The sequence below is a fragment of the Aminithiophilus ramosus genome, assembly GCF_018069705.1.
Lineage (GTDB): Bacteria > Synergistota > Synergistia > Synergistales > Aminithiophilaceae > Aminithiophilus > Aminithiophilus ramosus.
The window spans coordinates 2,370,466-2,386,443 of record NZ_CP072943.1; the positions used below are offsets into that span (position 1 = coordinate 2,370,466).

12 protein-coding genes are annotated in these 15,978 nt (G+C 64.1%); 9 read left to right on the forward strand and 3 right to left on the reverse strand.

Annotated elements, in window-relative coordinates; all coding sequences use genetic code 11:
• Position 1: 1 nt before the first annotated feature.
• Positions 2–1,117 (forward strand): methylmalonyl Co-A mutase-associated GTPase MeaB, encoded by a 1,116-nt coding sequence (gene meaB / locus KAR29_RS10985; protein ID WP_274373034.1) that lies wholly within the window; start codon positions 2–4, stop codon positions 1,115–1,117.
• 158 nt (positions 1,118–1,275) lie between these two features.
• On the opposite strand, the gene KAR29_RS10990 is transcribed toward meaB, so the two are convergent.
• On the reverse strand, positions 1,276–2,082 hold the full coding sequence (locus tag KAR29_RS10990; protein ID WP_274373035.1) for a Rossmann-like domain-containing protein: 807 nt from the start codon (positions 2,080–2,082) through the stop codon (positions 1,276–1,278).
• A 350-nt stretch (positions 2,083–2,432) separates the two neighbouring features.
• Between KAR29_RS10990 and KAR29_RS10995 the strand changes: the two genes are divergently transcribed.
• Positions 2,433–3,086, forward strand: a complete 654-nt coding sequence (locus tag KAR29_RS10995; RefSeq protein ID WP_274373036.1) for a GntR family transcriptional regulator — start codon at positions 2,433–2,435, stop codon at positions 3,084–3,086.
• 546 nt (positions 3,087–3,632) lie between these two features.
• Here KAR29_RS10995 and KAR29_RS11000 read toward each other — a convergent pair.
• Both KAR29_RS11000 and KAR29_RS11005 read right to left on the reverse strand, forming a co-directional pair.
• Positions 3,633–4,613 carry an Rpn family recombination-promoting nuclease/putative transposase gene (locus KAR29_RS11000; protein ID WP_274373037.1) on the reverse strand — a complete coding sequence of 327 codons (981 nt, stop codon included), beginning with the start codon at positions 4,611–4,613 and terminating at the stop codon, positions 3,633–3,635.
• Positions 4,614–4,984: 371 nt separating this feature from the next.
• Positions 4,985–6,049 carry an Rpn family recombination-promoting nuclease/putative transposase gene (locus tag KAR29_RS11005; RefSeq protein WP_274373038.1) on the reverse strand — a complete coding sequence of 355 codons (1,065 nt, stop codon included), beginning with the start codon at positions 6,047–6,049 and terminating at the stop codon, positions 4,985–4,987.
• Positions 6,050–6,376: 327 nt separating this feature from the next.
• Here KAR29_RS11005 and KAR29_RS11010 point away from each other — a divergent pair, with 327 nt between their 5' ends.
• From KAR29_RS11010 to KAR29_RS11040, 7 genes are all read left to right on the forward strand, one after another.
• Positions 6,377–7,618: a saccharopine dehydrogenase family protein gene (locus KAR29_RS11010; RefSeq protein ID WP_274373039.1), complete on the forward strand. Its 1,242-nt coding sequence runs from the start codon at positions 6,377–6,379 to the stop codon at positions 7,616–7,618.
• The gene (locus KAR29_RS11015; RefSeq protein WP_274373040.1) at positions 7,594–8,571 is read left to right on the forward strand and encodes a hypothetical protein; all 978 of its coding nucleotides are present in this window, start codon (positions 7,594–7,596) and stop codon (positions 8,569–8,571) included. The genes KAR29_RS11010 and KAR29_RS11015 overlap by 25 nt, the downstream gene beginning before the upstream one ends.
• Positions 8,572–8,627: 56 nt before the next feature.
• Positions 8,628–10,046 carry a Na+/H+ antiporter NhaC family protein gene (locus KAR29_RS11020; RefSeq protein WP_274373041.1) on the forward strand — a complete coding sequence of 473 codons (1,419 nt, stop codon included), beginning with the start codon at positions 8,628–8,630 and terminating at the stop codon, positions 10,044–10,046.
• A 73-nt stretch (positions 10,047–10,119) separates the two neighbouring features.
• Positions 10,120–10,830 (forward strand): aspartate/glutamate racemase family protein, encoded by a 711-nt coding sequence (locus KAR29_RS11025; protein WP_274373042.1) that lies wholly within the window; start codon positions 10,120–10,122, stop codon positions 10,828–10,830.
• A 37-nt stretch (positions 10,831–10,867) separates the two neighbouring features.
• Entirely contained in the window at positions 10,868–12,190 is a 1,323-nt protein-coding gene (locus KAR29_RS11030; RefSeq protein ID WP_274373043.1) for a saccharopine dehydrogenase C-terminal domain-containing protein, read from the forward strand.
• Between the two features lie 663 nt (positions 12,191–12,853).
• Positions 12,854–14,254: an APC family permease gene (locus KAR29_RS11035; RefSeq protein ID WP_274373044.1), complete on the forward strand. Its 1,401-nt coding sequence runs from the start codon at positions 12,854–12,856 to the stop codon at positions 14,252–14,254.
• Positions 14,255–14,256: 2 nt separating this feature from the next.
• A complete protein-coding gene (locus tag KAR29_RS11040; protein ID WP_274373045.1) occupies positions 14,257–15,873 on the forward strand; it encodes an amidohydrolase in 1,617 nt (538 codons plus the stop codon).
• The last annotated feature ends 105 nt before the right edge of the window (positions 15,874–15,978 follow it).

Here is a 15,978-nt window from a genome sequence, read left to right on the forward strand (position 1 = left end):
CATGACGGGCGCCACCAGGCCCGAGTGGACGCCTGAAGGCGCCGGTAGCGAGTTCGCCTGTCGCGTCATGGCCGGCGTCGACGGCGAGGAGACGAGACGACGTCCCCTCGCCTCGGGACCCAAGAGACTGACCGTCGACGACTACGTCGCGGGAATCCTCGCCGGAGAGCGCATGATCCTTTCCCGGGCCATCACCCTCATCGAGAGCAACGCCCCGAAGCATTTCGACCAGGGGCAGGAGATCGTCCAGAAGATCCTCCCCCACGCGGGACGGTCCCTGCGGATCGGCATCACGGGCGTTCCCGGCGTGGGCAAGAGCACCACCATCGAAGCCCTGGGCTGCCACCTCTGCGACGAGGGGAAGAAGGTGGCCGTCCTGGCCGTCGATCCCAGCAGCAGCCTCTCGCGGGGAAGCATCCTGGGCGACAAGACCCGGATGGAGCAACTCTCGCGCCGCCCCGAGGCCTTCATCCGCCCCTCCCCTTCCGGGGGAACTCTGGGCGGCGTCACCCGCAAGAGCCGGGAGACGCTCCTTCTCTGCGAGGCCGCCGGCTACGACGTCATCCTCGTCGAGACCGTCGGCGTCGGCCAGGGAGAGACGACGGTCCGCTCCATGGTGGACCACTTCCTTCTCCTCGTCCTCACCGGCGCCGGCGACGATCTTCAGGGCATCAAGAAGGGAATCCTCGAGCTGGCCGACTCGATCTGGGTCAACAAGGCCGACGGAGCCAACAGGCAGAGGGCTCTGGCCACGCGGGCCGACTACGACCAGATTCTCCACTACATCCGGCCCGCCACGCCGGGATGGTCGACGCGGGCCCAGGTCTGCTCGGCCCTCACCGGCGAGGGGATCGCCCAGATCTGGCAGACGGCGTCGGAATTCCGCCGCGTCGTCGCCGCATCGGGCCTTCTCGAAAAAAGACGCAGCCAGCAGACGCTGGCCTGGGTCCGATCCATGACGGAAGAACACCTCCGCAACCGCATCGCCCGAAACGGCGCCCTCGCCGAGGCCACGGAGCTTCTGGAACGGAAGGTCTCCTCGGGAGAACTCGCTCCGACTCTGGCGGCCAGGGAGATCATCGCCGTCATGGAGAAAACGCTCTTTCTCTCCACGTAAAAGCCTCACACCGACACCCGAGAGGGGAGAGATCGCCCCCGGCGGTCCCTCCCCTCTCGGGTGTGTCGTGCCCGCCTCACCCCGACCAAAGAGCCCCTCCCGGAAGACAGCCCGAGGGACCTCGGCGGGGCCGCCTTTTCGTCTCCCTCCGGTTTCTTTTACGCCTTCTGCCCCTTCGTCATGTTGCAGAAACGAAGGCAACGGGAACGATGGAGCCGGGCAATGCTCAGTCCGGACTCGACGCCGCGACAGGTTGCCTCGATATCGACGACGACACTCCCGGCGAGGACATCGACGCCGTAAAGATCCAGAAGGACAGGAGAGAGGGGAACCGTCGCCCCCAGAAGGATGCGGTACGCCTGGGACGACATTCTCAGATAATGGGCCAGGGAACGGGTGAGCAGGGCCGTGCCGGTGATCGCCGCCACATCGCACGACGCCAGGGCTTCATCCCACTTTGCCGGATCGAGGCGATCGGGCACGTCCTTCAGCTCCAACAGATAAAGACGGCGTGCCTCCTGACGAAGCCGATCCGTAAAGGGGAAATCGCCCACGACGGCCACATCCCGCCCCCGGCCTCGATCGACGATCAGATCCAGCGCGTTCGGGCTCTCGTCTCCGACGGGAGGGGCCAAGGCGGCATTGAGAGCGGCAGAGGCCAGGCTTCGATTCAAAAGCAGATCGTCGTAGAGCAGAGAGGCCACATCCCCGAGAGACCTTCCCTTCACCGATTCCACCCGAGAGAGCCCCTTCTGGGACGAACTTCCCAGCGTCGTCGCCAGAGCGGCCCGATCGCCCGATCTGACGACGATCTGTTTGGGACCCAGAATCACCTCGTCGACGGGATCGTCCGGGAAGGTCATGGAGGCGATGAGGCGCTCGATAAGAAGGCGCTCCTCGCCGCTCAGAGCCCTCTCGGGCCTTTCGACGAAGGGCTTGGCGCCGTTGCACCGATTCTCTTCCATCGTCAGGACTCCTTTCCCCTGTCTAGGGCGGCAGGACGGTTCAAAAACGTTTTTTCAGAATCCCGTGCCGGCGGCAGAACCTGGAACCCTTACCGGGCTGCCGCGAAAAGAGAAGCCTGTCTGCAAGGTACGCGAGATCCATTCACAAAACCTTGCCGTCACGGGGTTGCGTTCCGAGATCAACCTTTTCTCGGGCAGCGCTGCCAGGGCAGGCAAAAGGCGGGACTTCCCCATTCTACACCCGCTTTTTTTCAGGCTTTCCCGACGAGGAGGCCCGGACAATGGACAACCTCGGCAAAAGGCGTAGAATGGATGCATCCATCAGGGATGCATCCATTCTACGCAAGGAGTTGAACGACCTGTCCCTCAACGCCGAAGAGCGGGCCTACCGCTCCATCATCGAGCTGATCCTCTCCGGCCACTACCGACCGGGTGACTTTCTCCTCGAACTGGACCTGGCTCCCCGCCTCGACATGAGCCGCACCCCCGTGAGCCGCGCCCTGAGCCGTCTCGTCACCGAGGGATTCCTCAACCGCATGGCGAAAAAGGGCTGCTACATCCCCCTGCCGACGCCGGAGGACGCCGAGGAAGTCTTTTCCGCCCGGAAGGCCGTCGAGGGCCAGGCCGCCGCGCGCGCCGCAAGGCTGGCGACGAAAGAGGACATCGCGTTGCTGGAACGCATCGTCGCCGAGGACAACGAGGCCGTCCGCAGAAGGCAGAAGGAACGCTTCGCCCGCATCAACGAGGACTTCCACTTCGCCATCGCCCGGGCCAGCCACAACGCCTACCTGGAAAAGTGGATCCGCAACATCTTCTGGCGCGCCAACATCTACATCTTCTACTTCGACAGCTTCTACCGACAGAGGGAAAACGAGATTCCTCCCCAGAAGACACCCCTTCAGCATGCCACCATCATCGAGGCCATCGCCTCCGGCGACGCCGAAGGAGCCGCTCGGGCCATGACGGACCACATCGACCACACGTACCAGGTTCTGGGGCGATAGGAAGCGATCAGGCAGAGGAAGATACGAAAAGGAGAGGCGACCCGGGAGCGCTCCCGAACCGCCTCTCCTTTTTTCGCCGAGACGGCCGCGCCACCGGCAGACCAACCTTGGCAAAACCCCTCGAGGAGGGGTTTGACCTTCCTGGGATTGCGGCCATCCCGGCCGCAGGCGGGACGGGGTCACCGTCCCGCCGAGGTTCCCGACTTGAACTCCCTCTTCGGCAACGGCGGCTTGCGGGAACCGTTCGCCCCTTGCGGGACGGAGCGGGCAGGGACGCCAGCAGGAGCGGGACGGGACTACCGGCCCTCCCGGTTCGTGCCCTGAAAGCCGCCGCTTCGACGACGAAGGCCGGGAGCGAGAACAACCTCGCCCCATCGGGCCGCGCTCCCGGAAGGGGCAAAGGCGTTCTGCCGTTGCGACGACTTCCCCGTCGCAAGCTCCCGGGTAGCTCCCGGACAGACGAAAAGACGTGCCCCGACGAAACCGGCCAGACCTCGCAGCAGCCCCTTTCGGGAACGGCCTCGATCTTCAGGAGGGACTCCGGGGTCAGTCCTTTTCCCCCTCCGATTCCGCCAGGGCACGCACCTGCTCCAGGGGAAGGTCGAGGACGTCGGCCACCTGGGCGGCGTCGAAGCCGCGGGAGAGCATCTTCCGGGCGCTCTCAAGCATCGCCTCGTTGCGGCCTTCCTGACGACCTTCCTGGCGGCCTTCCATACGACCCTCCTCGCGGCCTTCCAGGCGGCCTTCCTTCCTGATTTTCCTGATCTCGCGCTGCACGTAGGTCACCATCTTCTCCGCCTCCTCTTCGCTCGCGATTTCTTCGGCCATTCCGCTCAGGTCCACTCCCTCACGCTTCGCCAGGATCGTCAGGTAGCCCGCGAAGTGGCGCGACAGGATCTCACGCTCCTCCGGCGGAAGGAGCTTGCGGTACTCCAGCAGACGACGCACCGTCATGGACAGGTCCTCTTCCTTCGACGGGTTGGCCAGGTAGAGCAACCCTCCCAGCGCGTCCCGGAAGGCCAGGAGCTCCTCCGACGTCCGCTTGCCCAGGACCATGAGGTGGTAGCTGAAGTTGGGCACGAATCCCGCGAAGGCATCCCCGTTTTCGACCTTCTCGACGAAGGTCGACGCCACCGTCCATTTCTGCATTCCGTCGTAGAAGACCACGGGGATGACGGGCGGCAGCAGGTAGCTCTTCCTCCTCGATTTCGACCCCGCCTCTTCCACGCAGCGCTCCCAGATGCGCACCATGTAGGCCAGCAGGCGGAAGGGCATGAGGTGGTCCACGCTCGATTGGTGCTCGACGAGGATGTAGATGTAGGTCTCCTTCCCTCCGCGGCGGATCCGGTAGAGGACGTCCGATTCCCGCGCGACGAGTTCCTGGGAGATGAAGGAGACGTTCTCCAGTTCGATGTCCTCCAGGCCCACTCCCTCCAGCGTCCCGAAGCGGAGAAAGCGCCTCAGAAACTGGAAAAAGAGGGCTTTGTCGCTCAGAAAGTTGCGGAAGGCCCGGTCCTTGTCTCCCATCAAAGCCCCTCCTTCTGTACCTGTACCGCGCGCGGCGCTCGCTTGTCTCAACCTCGGTCCCGGCGGAAGGGTTTGACCTTCCTGGGATTGCGGCCATCCCGGCCGCAGGCGGGACGGGACTACCGGCCCTCCCGGTTCGCGCCCTGAAAGCCGCCGCTTCGACGACGAAGGCCGGGAGCGAGAAAAGCCCCTCGCCCCATCGGGCCGCGCTCCCGGCAGGGGCAAAGGCGTTCTGCCGTTGCGACGATTTCCCCGTCGCAAGCTCCCGGGTAGCTCCCGGACAGACGAAAAGACGTGCCCCGACGAAACCGGCCAGACCTCGCAGCAGCCCCTTTCGGGAACGGCCTCGATCTTCAGGAGGGACTCCGGGGTCAGTCCTTTTCCCCCTCCGATTCCGCCAGGGCGCGCACCTGCTCCAGGGGAAGGTCGAGGACGTCGGCCACCTGGGCGGCGTCGAAGCCGCGGGAGAGCATCTTCCGGGCGCTCTCAAGCATCGCCTCGCGACGGCCTTCCTGACGACCTTCCATACGGCCTTCCTGACGGCCTTCCTGACGGCCTTCCTGACGGCCCTCCTGACGGCCCTCCTGGCGGCCTTCCATACGGCCCTCCTGACGGCCTTCCATACGACCCTCCTCGCGGCCTTCCAGGCGGCCTTCCTTCCTGATCTTCCTGATCTCGCGCTGCACGTAGGTCACCATCTTCTCCGCCTCCTCTTCGCTCGCGATTTCTTCGGCCATTCCGCTCAGGTCCACTCCCTCACGCTTCGCCAGGATCGTCAGGTAGCCCGCGAAGTGGCGCGACAGGATCTCACGCTCCTCCGGCGGAAGGAGCTTGCGGTACTCCAGCAGACGACGCACCGTCATGGACAGGTCCTCTTCCTTCGACGGGTTGGCCAGGTAGAGCAACCCTCCCAGCGCGTCCCGGAAGGCCAGGAGCTCCTCCGACGTCCGCTTGCCCAGGACCATGAGGTGGTAGCTGAAGTTGGGCACGAATCCCGCGAAGGCATCCCCGTTTTCGACCTTCTCGACGAAGGTCGACGCCACCGTCCATTTCTGCATTCCGTCGTAGAAGACCACGGGGATGACGGGCGGCAGCAGGTAGCTCTTCCTCCTCGATTTCGACCCCGCCTCTTCCACGCAGCGCTCCCAGATGCGCACCATGTAGGCCAGCAGGCGGAAGGGCATGAGGTGGTCCACGCTCGATTGGTGCTCGACGAGGATGTAGATGTAGGTCTCCTTCCCTCCGCGGCGGATCCGGTAGAGGACGTCCGATTCCCGCGCGACGAGTTCCTGGGAGATGAAGGAGACGTTCTCCAGTTCGATGTCCTCCAGGCCCACTCCCTCCAGCGTCCCGAAGCGGAGAAAGCGCCTCAGAAACTGGAAAAAGAGGGCTTTGTCGCTCAGAAAGTTGCGGAAGGCCCGGTCCTTGTCTCCCATCAAAGCCCCTCCTTCTTCTCTTGTGTCCGCCTGCCTTTGTTTTTGCCTGTCGATCGGAGCCCTTCGCCCGGAGCTCTCCCTCAGGGCGGACAAAAGACCCCGCATGATCATTATAACTCGGAGGCGCCTTGAGACACTGAAATGGCTTTTCAACCTCGGACGAGCCATTGACAGAGATAGCAAAACATGGTAAGAAAATTACATCAAGTTCCTTAAGGACACAAGGATGAACACATCACTCCTCCGCCTTTCGGCGGCTCTTTTTGGGCTCCGATATAATGAATTCATAAAAGGACTCATTGATACCGACATAACGAGGTGACTTCCATGACGGGCAAGACGGTGTTGCAGTTGGGCTACGGCATGCAGGGAAAGGCCGCTCTGGCCGATCTGGTTCAGAACCGATCCGTCTCGACGATCATCGTCGCCGACGGGTCGGAGGAGGTCATGAGGGCTCCTGAGGCGACAGGATCGGCCAAGGTCCGGCCAGTCCGCCTCGACGCCTCCGACAGGAACGCTCTGGCCGCGCTCATGAGAGAGGCCGACGTCGTCGTCGAGCTCCTTCCCGGCCCCTTCGCCCTCCCCACGGCGCGTCTGGCCGCCGAGACGGGAGTCTCTCTCGTCAGCGCCATGTACCTGGCCAATCCCGGCGAGACCGATCCTGCCGAAAGAGAGCGCCAGCGTGGCGAGGTGGAGGCCATCGACAGGGAGGCCCGGGCCAGGGGGATCGCCCTCGTCGAGGAGTTCGGCATGGATCCGGGCCTCGATCTCGCCCTGGGGCGGGAGGCCCTTAAAAGGCTTGACTCCGTCGTCGCCTTTCATTCCTACGGAGCGGGTTTCCCCGAGAAGGAAGCGTCCGATAACCCGCTTCAATATCGCTTCACCTGGTCCGTCATCGGCGTCATGCGCTCCTATCTCCGGCCCGCCCGGTATCTGAGGGGAGGATCGGTCATCGACGTCGCCGCCGACGAGATGTTCTCGCCCCGTCACAGCCACATTCTCGATCTGCCCGAAATGGAAGGTCCTCTTGAATGCTTCCCCAACGGCGATGCCGCCGCCTACGCCCGCCGTTTCGCCATCGCCGATCAGGTGAAGGACATGGGCCGCTATATCTGCCGCTGGCCCGGCCACGGCGCCTTCTGGTCCGTCATGGCCCGTTCGGGCTTTCTCTCCGAGAAACCCGTCGGCTGCGGCGACGTCACCGTCGCCCCCAACGCCTTCTGCGCCGCTCTCCTCGGCTCTCAGGACCAGTTCTTCTACGGCGAGGGGCAGCGCGACGTGGCCCTGGTCCGAACCGACGTCCGAGGCTACCGGGACGGGAAGCCCTGCCGCGTCGTCGGCCAGATCGTCGACAGACGGGACCTGACGACGGGCTTCACGGCCATGCAGAGGACCGTCGGTTTCCCCGTCTCCATCGCCGCCTCGATGCTTCTCGACGGCCGCATCGAGGGCAGGGGGCTCCTCTCACCGATGGACATTCCCTTCGGGCCTCTCGTCGAGGAGCTCTCCCGTCGGGGCATTTCCGTCTCCTTCGACGTCACCGAATGGGACGGTCGCGTCGAGCCATGAAGATTCCCTTCGTCAAAGGGCACATGGGCGGAAACACGATCGCTCTCTTTCGCGACGAGACCTTCCCCCGGCACGACCGCCCGGCCTCCGTCACCCGGGCCCTTTTCGACGATGGCCTGGCCTGCCACGAGGCGGGACTGCTCCGTCCCTTCCCCGAGACGATCGCCGTCAAGATCGTCGGCCGATCGTCTCGGGCCTGGATCACGGCCTGCGGCGGCCTCACGCAGGTTCTGGGCCGCGTCCTCACCGACGAAGAGGCCTGCCGCAAGCTGAATCTGACGCGAGTGACACGTCCCGCGTCGGTCGTCCTCGACACCGACGGGGGGCAAGTTCCCCTCTTCATCGACGAGACCTCCGAGGGACCGAGAACCTGGACGGACATGACGGCCTTTCTGGGCGAGCTTTTCCGCGACGGACTGGAAGAGCTCTTTCTGGAGGGATTCAGGGCCCGGAGGATCGGCAAGTTTCTCGTCGTCGACGGTCGGGACCTGGAGGGGCGTCACTGCCCCGAGGCCGTCGAAACCCTCTCTTCGGAGGTGAAAGAGACGCTGGTGGCGATGCAGAGGGCCTTCCTCCGCTCCCCCTCGGGTAAGAAGAGCCTCGACTTCGCCCTTTTCGACGACCGTTCCGAAAGGCGGGGACGCTTCCGCCTCCTCTTTCCCCACAACATCCCCGAGGGGCACATCGAACCGGCCTGCGGGACGGGAACCGTAGCCGTCGCCCTGGCCCTTTTCGCCTCGGGCCGTCTCGAGGCGGCGGATCTTCTGGGCGACGGCAGTCATGAACTTCTTTTCGAATCGGGAGGCGGTCCCTTCCTGGGAGGCCCGGAAGAGAGCCGTCTTCGCATGGAGGTGATAAACCGACAACCGACGAAAATCTTTTTCTCCCACGACCGGGTCCGCCTGACCGTTATGGGCGACCTCTTTCTGCCCGACGGAGGCGACGAGAGTTGAAGACGTAAAGGAACGCCTCCGAGGACCCCCGACATCGAGAAAGGAGCGAAACAATCATGGGTGATATCGCGGCAAAAGGAGCCCTCTCTCTCGTTCCCGTCGTTCTGGCCCTCTTTCTGGCCTTCAGGACGAAGGACGCCGTCTTCTCCCTCCTCATCGGCTGCATCGTCGGCGTCGTCATCGCCGGATTCGATCCCGCCACGGGTCTTTCCAAGCTCTTTCAGAACGCCCTGGGCAACGGGGACTTCATCTGGGTCATGATGATCGAGATCGCCGTGGGCATCATGGTGGCCTTCTACCTCCGGGCCGGCGTCATCGCCGCCTTCGCGGAGAAGGCCGGAACGCGCGTCAGGACCCGCCGGGCCGCCTCGGCCTTCGGCTGGCTCCTGGGCATCTTCATCTTCTTCAGCGACTACTTCAGCCCTCTTTTCAGCGGCCCCATCGCCCGGCCTCTGACGGACAAGCACAAGGTCTCGCGCGAGATGCTGGCCTACCTCCTCGACTCGGGCAGCGCCCCCGTCTGCACCCTCGTCCCCCTGACGGGATGGGCCGTCTACATCGCCGGTCTCCTCAAAGGCTACGGCCCCATCGGCGGCGCCGACGAGGGGATGAAGGTCTTCATCCAGTCCATCCCCTACAACTTCTACGGCTGGTTCGCCGTCATCCTGGCGGGACTCATCGCCTTCGGCATCGTCCCCAACTTCGGTCCCATGAAAAAGGCCGAGGAGCGGGCTCTCAGGGAGGGCAAAGTCATCCGCGACGGCGCCACGCCCCTCACGGGCGAGGAGATGGATCTCATCAAACCCCTTCCGGGCAAGAAGCCCCATCTCGTCGTCTATCTTTTAACCCCCGTTCTCATCGTCATCGCCGTCGCCCTGGGCACCTTCCTCGTCATGGGCAGCACCAAGATCCTCGAGGCCTTCTTCATCGCCGTCATGTACCAGGCCGTCGTCATGGCCCTCGGCGGCTACTTCCGAAGCGTCAAGGACGGCATGGACGTGGCCGTCAACGGCATCAAGGCCGTCATGCCGGCCATTCTCATTCTGGCTTTGGCCTACTGCATCAACACCGTTTCGAAGTCGCTGGGCGCCCAGCAGTTCATCATCTCTCTCACCGAGGGATGGATGACGTCGGGGATGCTCCCCTTCATCACCTTCGTCACGGGAGCGCTCATCTCCTTCTTCACCGGAACCTCCTGGGGGACCTACGCCATCCTGACGCCCTTCGTCCTCCCCGTGGCCATGAGCCTCTCGGGCGGCGTCGTCAACCCCCTCGTCCTGGCCACCATCGGCGCCGTCACCGGCGGCGGACTCTTCGGCGACCACTGTTCGCCCGTCTCGGACACGACCTGTCTCTCCTCTTTCGGGGCCGGGTCGGACCACATGGATCACGTGGCGACGCAGCTGCCCTACGCCCTCCTGGCGGCCCTTCTGTCAGGGGCTCTCTTCATCGTCATCGGGATGATGGGCGCCTAGAGGATCGGGGCGGACGGGCTCTCCGTCCGCCCCGATCGCACGGATAAGGAACAGGCAAGGAGGAGTATCGCCCATGACCGCTCGGCCGTCCGTCGCCATTCTCTGCTGGGAGGAAGGACAGGTCCCCCGGGGCCTGGTCCAGCTCGAATCTCTCCGAGGCAACAGCACCAACGCCGCTTCCTACGCCTACCCGGTGCGCTTTTCCCGCATCGAGGGGGCCAACGTCGAGACCGTCCTGGAAAACCCCGACAGGAAGATCCTGGAGCGGATGATCGACGAATCCCGTCGTCTCGTCGCCGAAGAGGGAATCCGGGCCGTCACGACGAGCTGCGGCTTCAACGCCCTCTTCCAGCGCGAACTGGCCCGGAGCCTCGACGTTCCCGTCTTCACCTCCAGTCTCCTTCAGGTTCCTCTCGTCTCGGCCCTCATCGGGGGCAGGACCGTCGCCGTCATCACGGCGAAAAAGAGGGCGCTGAAAGAGGAACACCTTCGGGCCGTGGCCATCGCCCCCTCCCTTCCCCTGGAGATCATCGGGATGGAGGAGGCCCCGGAGTGGAACAAGATCTTCGTCGCTCCCGACGAGGAGATCGACCTCGACGTCGTCGCCCGCGAGGTCGTGGACCGGGCCTGCGAGGCCAAAGGGAAGGATCGGTCCATCGGCGCCTTCGTCCTGGAATGCACCGATCTTCCCCCCTTCGCCGAGGCCGTCAGAGAGGCGACGGGCCTTCCCGTCTTCGATTTCATCACGCTCGTCGACTGGGTTCAGGCGGCACTGGGCCGCTGAGTCGACGGAGCCCTATTCTCTCAAGGAGGCATCGCTCGTGAAAAAAGCGCTCGTTTTCGGGGCCGGACTCGTGGCCCGCCCCTGCGTGCAGTACCTGCTCGCCAACGGCATCGAGGTGACCGTCGCCGACCTTTCCGAGGCCAACCTGGCCCGGGTGACGGAAGGACACGCCCTGAGCCGGACCGTCGTCGCCGACGCCGGGACAGAGGCGGAAGCTCTCATCGACGGAGTCGGGCCCGACGTCGTCGTCTGCCTCCTGCCTCCCCGCTTCATGGCTTCCGTGGCCCGCCAGTGCCTCAGGGCCGGGGTCCATCTCGTCCACCCCGCCTACCTGGACGGGGAGACGGAGGCCCTTTCCGGCGAGGCGGAAAGGGCCGGATTCCTCTTCCTCGTCGAGCTCGGTCTCGATCCGGGCATCGACCACATGTCGGCGGCCAGGACCATTCGGGAGATCCACGGCCGAGGCGGCCAGGTCCTCTCCTTCCGTTCCCTCTGCGGCGCCCTTCCCTCGGCAGAGGCCAACACCAACCCCTGGGGATACAAGCTCTCCTGGGCTCCGGCGAGCCTCATCGGCGCCAGCAGGCGGACGGCCCGGGTCCTTCTCGACGGGCGTGAAATCCTCTGGCCCGACGGAAAGACCTACGAAAAGGCCCACATCGAAAAGATCGAGGGCATGGGCTGGTACGAAGTCTACGCCAACGCCGACTCCCTGCCCTACGTCGAGACCTACTCCATCCCGGAAGCGCGGACCCTCTACCGGGGGACGATCCGCTACCCCGGCTGGTCGGAGACGATCTGCGCCATGAACGTCCTGGGCCTTTTCGACGAGAGCCCTCTCGACCTGAAAGGGGAGACCTTCCGGCGCTTCACGGCCCTCCGGGCCGGGGCGAGGCCGGACGAGGCGGTCCGAGAGGCCCTCTGCCGCCGCCTGAATCTGGCCCCCTACGCGACGGTCCTCCATCGTTTCGACTGGCTCGGACTTCTCGACGACCGCCCCATTCCCTTCGAAAGGGGAAGCGCCCGCGACGTCGTCGCCTGCCTCTTCGCCGAAAAGCTCGTCTACGAACAAGGAGAGAGGGATCTCGTCATCCTCCAGGATGAATTCCTGGCCACCTTCCCCGGCCGTTCCGATCCGATCCGCTACCTCTCCACCCTCGTCGACTTCGGCCTCCCCGACGGCGACACGTCGATCGCCCGGACGACGGGCCTCCCTCCGGCCATCGCCGCCCGTCTCCTCGTCGAGGGAAAGATCGCGGCCCGCGGCGTCCTCCGCCCCGTCCTTCCCGAGATCTACGAACCGGTTCTGGCTGAGCTCGAATCGGAGGGGATCGTCCTCAGGGAAACCTCAAGCCCGACCTAGGAGGAACCGACGGGGCTCCGTCGCCCCGTCACGGATATCGCAGGAATCACGATAAGAAGCACCCGGGAAAGGCCAAAACGCCCGAAGGCATGGCCTTTCCCGGGTGCGTGGCCGTCTCCCGCCGGGAAAGATCCGACCTCGCGCAAGCCCGGGCCTTTCCCGGGTGCGTCGACCCCTTCGGCCGCGCCCGACCCGAGGGGAGCGAAAGCGTTCCTGTGTCCCGTCATCGGAAAGGGGGGAACTCTCGGGGGAACGCGACGGCTGGGCCGAACTGGGGAAAGGGCGGGACTCCCTTTTTACCGGAAGGTTTTTCTAACAAAAAGAGAGACAGAGCCCTCGAGCCGGTAAAACGTGCGAAAAAAGCGACCAAAAGCCTTCTGAATGGTTTTTTCACGGTGAATTGCTATACTGATGTCACCCGACGCATCAGATCGGCGCAGAGGCAAACCCAATCTCCAAGCGCAAGGCCTTGTTTTCTTTATCGACAAATCAAACATGTTCAAAGTTTTTAACTCCTACAGATGAGAGGGGGTTTTACCGGAGTTTTCCCCAGACTACGTTTTTCAGGACTTTTTCAGGCGGACTTCCGCGAGATTCCTCCTCCCACGCGGCCCCGATGAGGGACCCACTAAACCCTTTCGACCTCTCAAGGAGGGAAATTCCATGAACAAGGATCACCGTCTCAAGGAAATCACTTCGGAAGCGACGGACTTCAAGCGGGAAATCGGCGTCTTCGGCGGAGTCAGCATCATCGGCGGCATCATGATCGGATCGGGCATCTTCTACCTGGGGGCCATCGTCCTCCAGCGGACCGGCATGAGCCTAGGCCTTTCCCTGGCCTGCTGGCTCGTCGGCGGCATCATCTCTCTCATGGGCGGACTCTGCTTCGCCGAACTGGGAGCGGCCATGCCGCGATCGGGCGGTTCGACGGTCTACCTCTCCGAGGCTTTCCATCCCGTCGTGGGCTTCATCCGAGGCTTCAGCGACTGGGCCATCGGCGGACCGGGGTCGGTGGCGGCCATCGCCATCGCCCTGCCCAGCGCGCTCCAGTCCTTTTTCTCCCTCGGCGAGGGGACCATCAAGGCCATCGCCATCGCCCTGATCGTCGCCCTCACCGTCTACAATCTCTTCGGCATCCGCGTGGGAACCCTGCTCCAGGACACCTTCATGATCGCCAAGCTGATTCCCATCTTCCTCATCATGTTCGCCGCCCTCATCGCGGGGAAGGTCTCGCCGGAGCTGAGCCTCGCCCCCGTCGTCGGCGGACCGGTGGGCACCGTCAAAATCCTTTCCATGGTGGCCTTCGGCGTCGTGGCCTCCCTCTGGGCCTACGAGGGCTGGTCCAACATCAACAGCGTCGCCGAGGAGATGAAAGATCCCCGCAAGAGCCTGCCCCGCGCCGTCTTTCTGGGCATCGGATTCGTCACGCTCCTCTACGTGGCCTTCAACTACGCCATCTACCGCGTCCTGCCCTTCGAGGAGATCCGCTCCATGCTCTCCGAGGACAATCTCTACCTCGGCACGGCCGTCGCCAAAAAGATCTTCGGCAATTTCGGCGCCGTCCTCGTCACGATCGGCATGGCCGTCTCCATGTTCGGCGCCCTGAACGGGCTCATCATCGCCCAGCCCCGCATGTACTACGCCCTGGCCCAGGAGGGGCACTTCTTCAAGAGCTTCGCCCGGCTCCATCCGAAGCACAAGGTCCCCACGGCGGCCCTCCTCGTCCAGGGCCTCCTGTCCATTCTCCTCGTCCTTTCGAGGAACCTGGACCAGCTGACCTCCCTCGTCGTCTTCATCGGCATGGTCTTCAACCTCATGACGATTCTCGCCGTTTTCATTCTCCGCAGGAAACATCCCCACATCGCCAGGCCCTACAAGGTCTTCGGCTATCCCTTCACCGTCTTCGTCACCTCGCTGATCTTCCTGGGCCTCGTCGTCAACACCTTCTTCGACGATCCGACGAGCGCGCTCCTGGGAATCACCGTCCCCGTCGTCGGCGTCTTCGTCTACATGTACTTCGATCGCCGCCTCAAGAGGGAACGCCGGGCGGAAGGAGAGGTCTGACGATGAGACAGGCCTGGATCAACGGCAAGATCTATCTGGAAAGGGGCTCTTTCTGCCAGGCCCTTCTCGTCGAGGACGGGGTGATCGTCAAGACGGGATCGGACGAGGAGATCGGAGCCCTTGCCGGCACGAGCCCCGTCGTCGACTGTCGCGGCAAGACCCTCGTTCCCGGCCTGAACGATTCCCACCTTCACCTTTCCTGTTTCGGCGCCTCCCTGATGGAGGTCGATCTGACGAGGGCGACGAGTATCGACGAGATCGTCTCCCTCTGCCGTGACCACATGGCCCGCCACCCCGAGAGGAGCCGAGAGGGCATGCGGAGCATGGGCTGGAATCAGGACCTTTTCGAGAAAGACAGGCGTCTGCCCGACAGGGACGATCTGGACCGCATCTCGACGGAGATCCCCATCGTCCTCGAAAGGGTCTGCGGCCATATCTGCGCCACCAATTCCAAAGTTCTCGAAATCCTGGGAATCGACGAAAAGACGGCCTCTCCCGAGGGCGGAACGATCGAGCGGGACCGTTCGGGCAGGCCTCGGGGCATCTTCACGGAAAACGCCGTGGCCTGGGTCGAGGGGACCGTTCCCCCCCTTCCCATGGAGAGCCGGATGGAGCTTTTCGAAAAGGCCATGGACTATGCCGCCTCCTGCGGCCTGACCTCCCTTCAGTCCAACGACGTGGGGGCGCCCAATGCCTGCGGCGACTTCATCTCCATCCGCAGACTCTACGAGGAGGGACGGGCCAAGATCCGCTTCCGCCATCAGGTCACCTGCCAGACGGCCGAGGAAATAGAACGACTCGTCGCCACCGAGCGCAGTCTTCCCGCCTACGGAGGCGACATGCTCACCTTCGGCCCTCTCAAGCTCTTCAAGGACGGCAGTCTGGGGGCCCGGACGGCCCTGATGCGGCAGGCCTACCGGGACGATCCGGGCAATTTCGGCGTCGAGGCCCTGAGCGACAGCCTTCAGGAGACCCTCTGCCGCAAGGCCGCCCAGTGCGGCCTCCAGGTGATCACCCACGTCATCGGCGACAGGGCCATCGAAAAGACCCTCGACATCTACGAAAAAATCATGCAAGAGGGGAGAAAGGACCTCCGTCACGGCCTGGTCCACTGCCAGATCACCGATTGGGCCCTTCTGGAGAGGATCGCCCGACTGGGCGTCGTCGTCTTCTTTCAGCCCATCTTTCTCGACTACGACATGCACATCGTCGAGGACCGGTGCGGCGGAGAGCTGGCCCGCACCTCCTACGCCTTCGCCAGCCTCGACGCCCTCGGAGCGCCCATCGGCTACGGCACCGACGCCCCCGTCGAAGACCTCAACCCCTTCCCGAACATCTGCGAGGCCGTCACCCGCCAGGACCGGTCGGGCCACCCTCAAGGGGGCTTCCATCCCCAGGAACGCGTCGACGTCTGCACGGCCCTCGACGCCTACACGGCGGGCAGCGCCTACTGCGAGTTCATGGAGCACAGGAAGGGACGCATCCGCGAGGGCTACCTGGCCGACTTCACCCTTCTCAGCGAGGACATCTTCTCCATCGCCCCCGAAAGGATCCGGGATATCAAGGCCCTCATGACCGTCGTGGGAGGCAGGACCGTCCATCGCGACGCCTCTTTCTAGCGGCCGGGCCGGAAACCCCCGGGGCCACGCCTTTCCCCGTTCCTGCGGCCCCTCCGGTCTTCGGATAACGAAGTCTCCCTTCCGTCCGAATGGAAGGGAGACTTC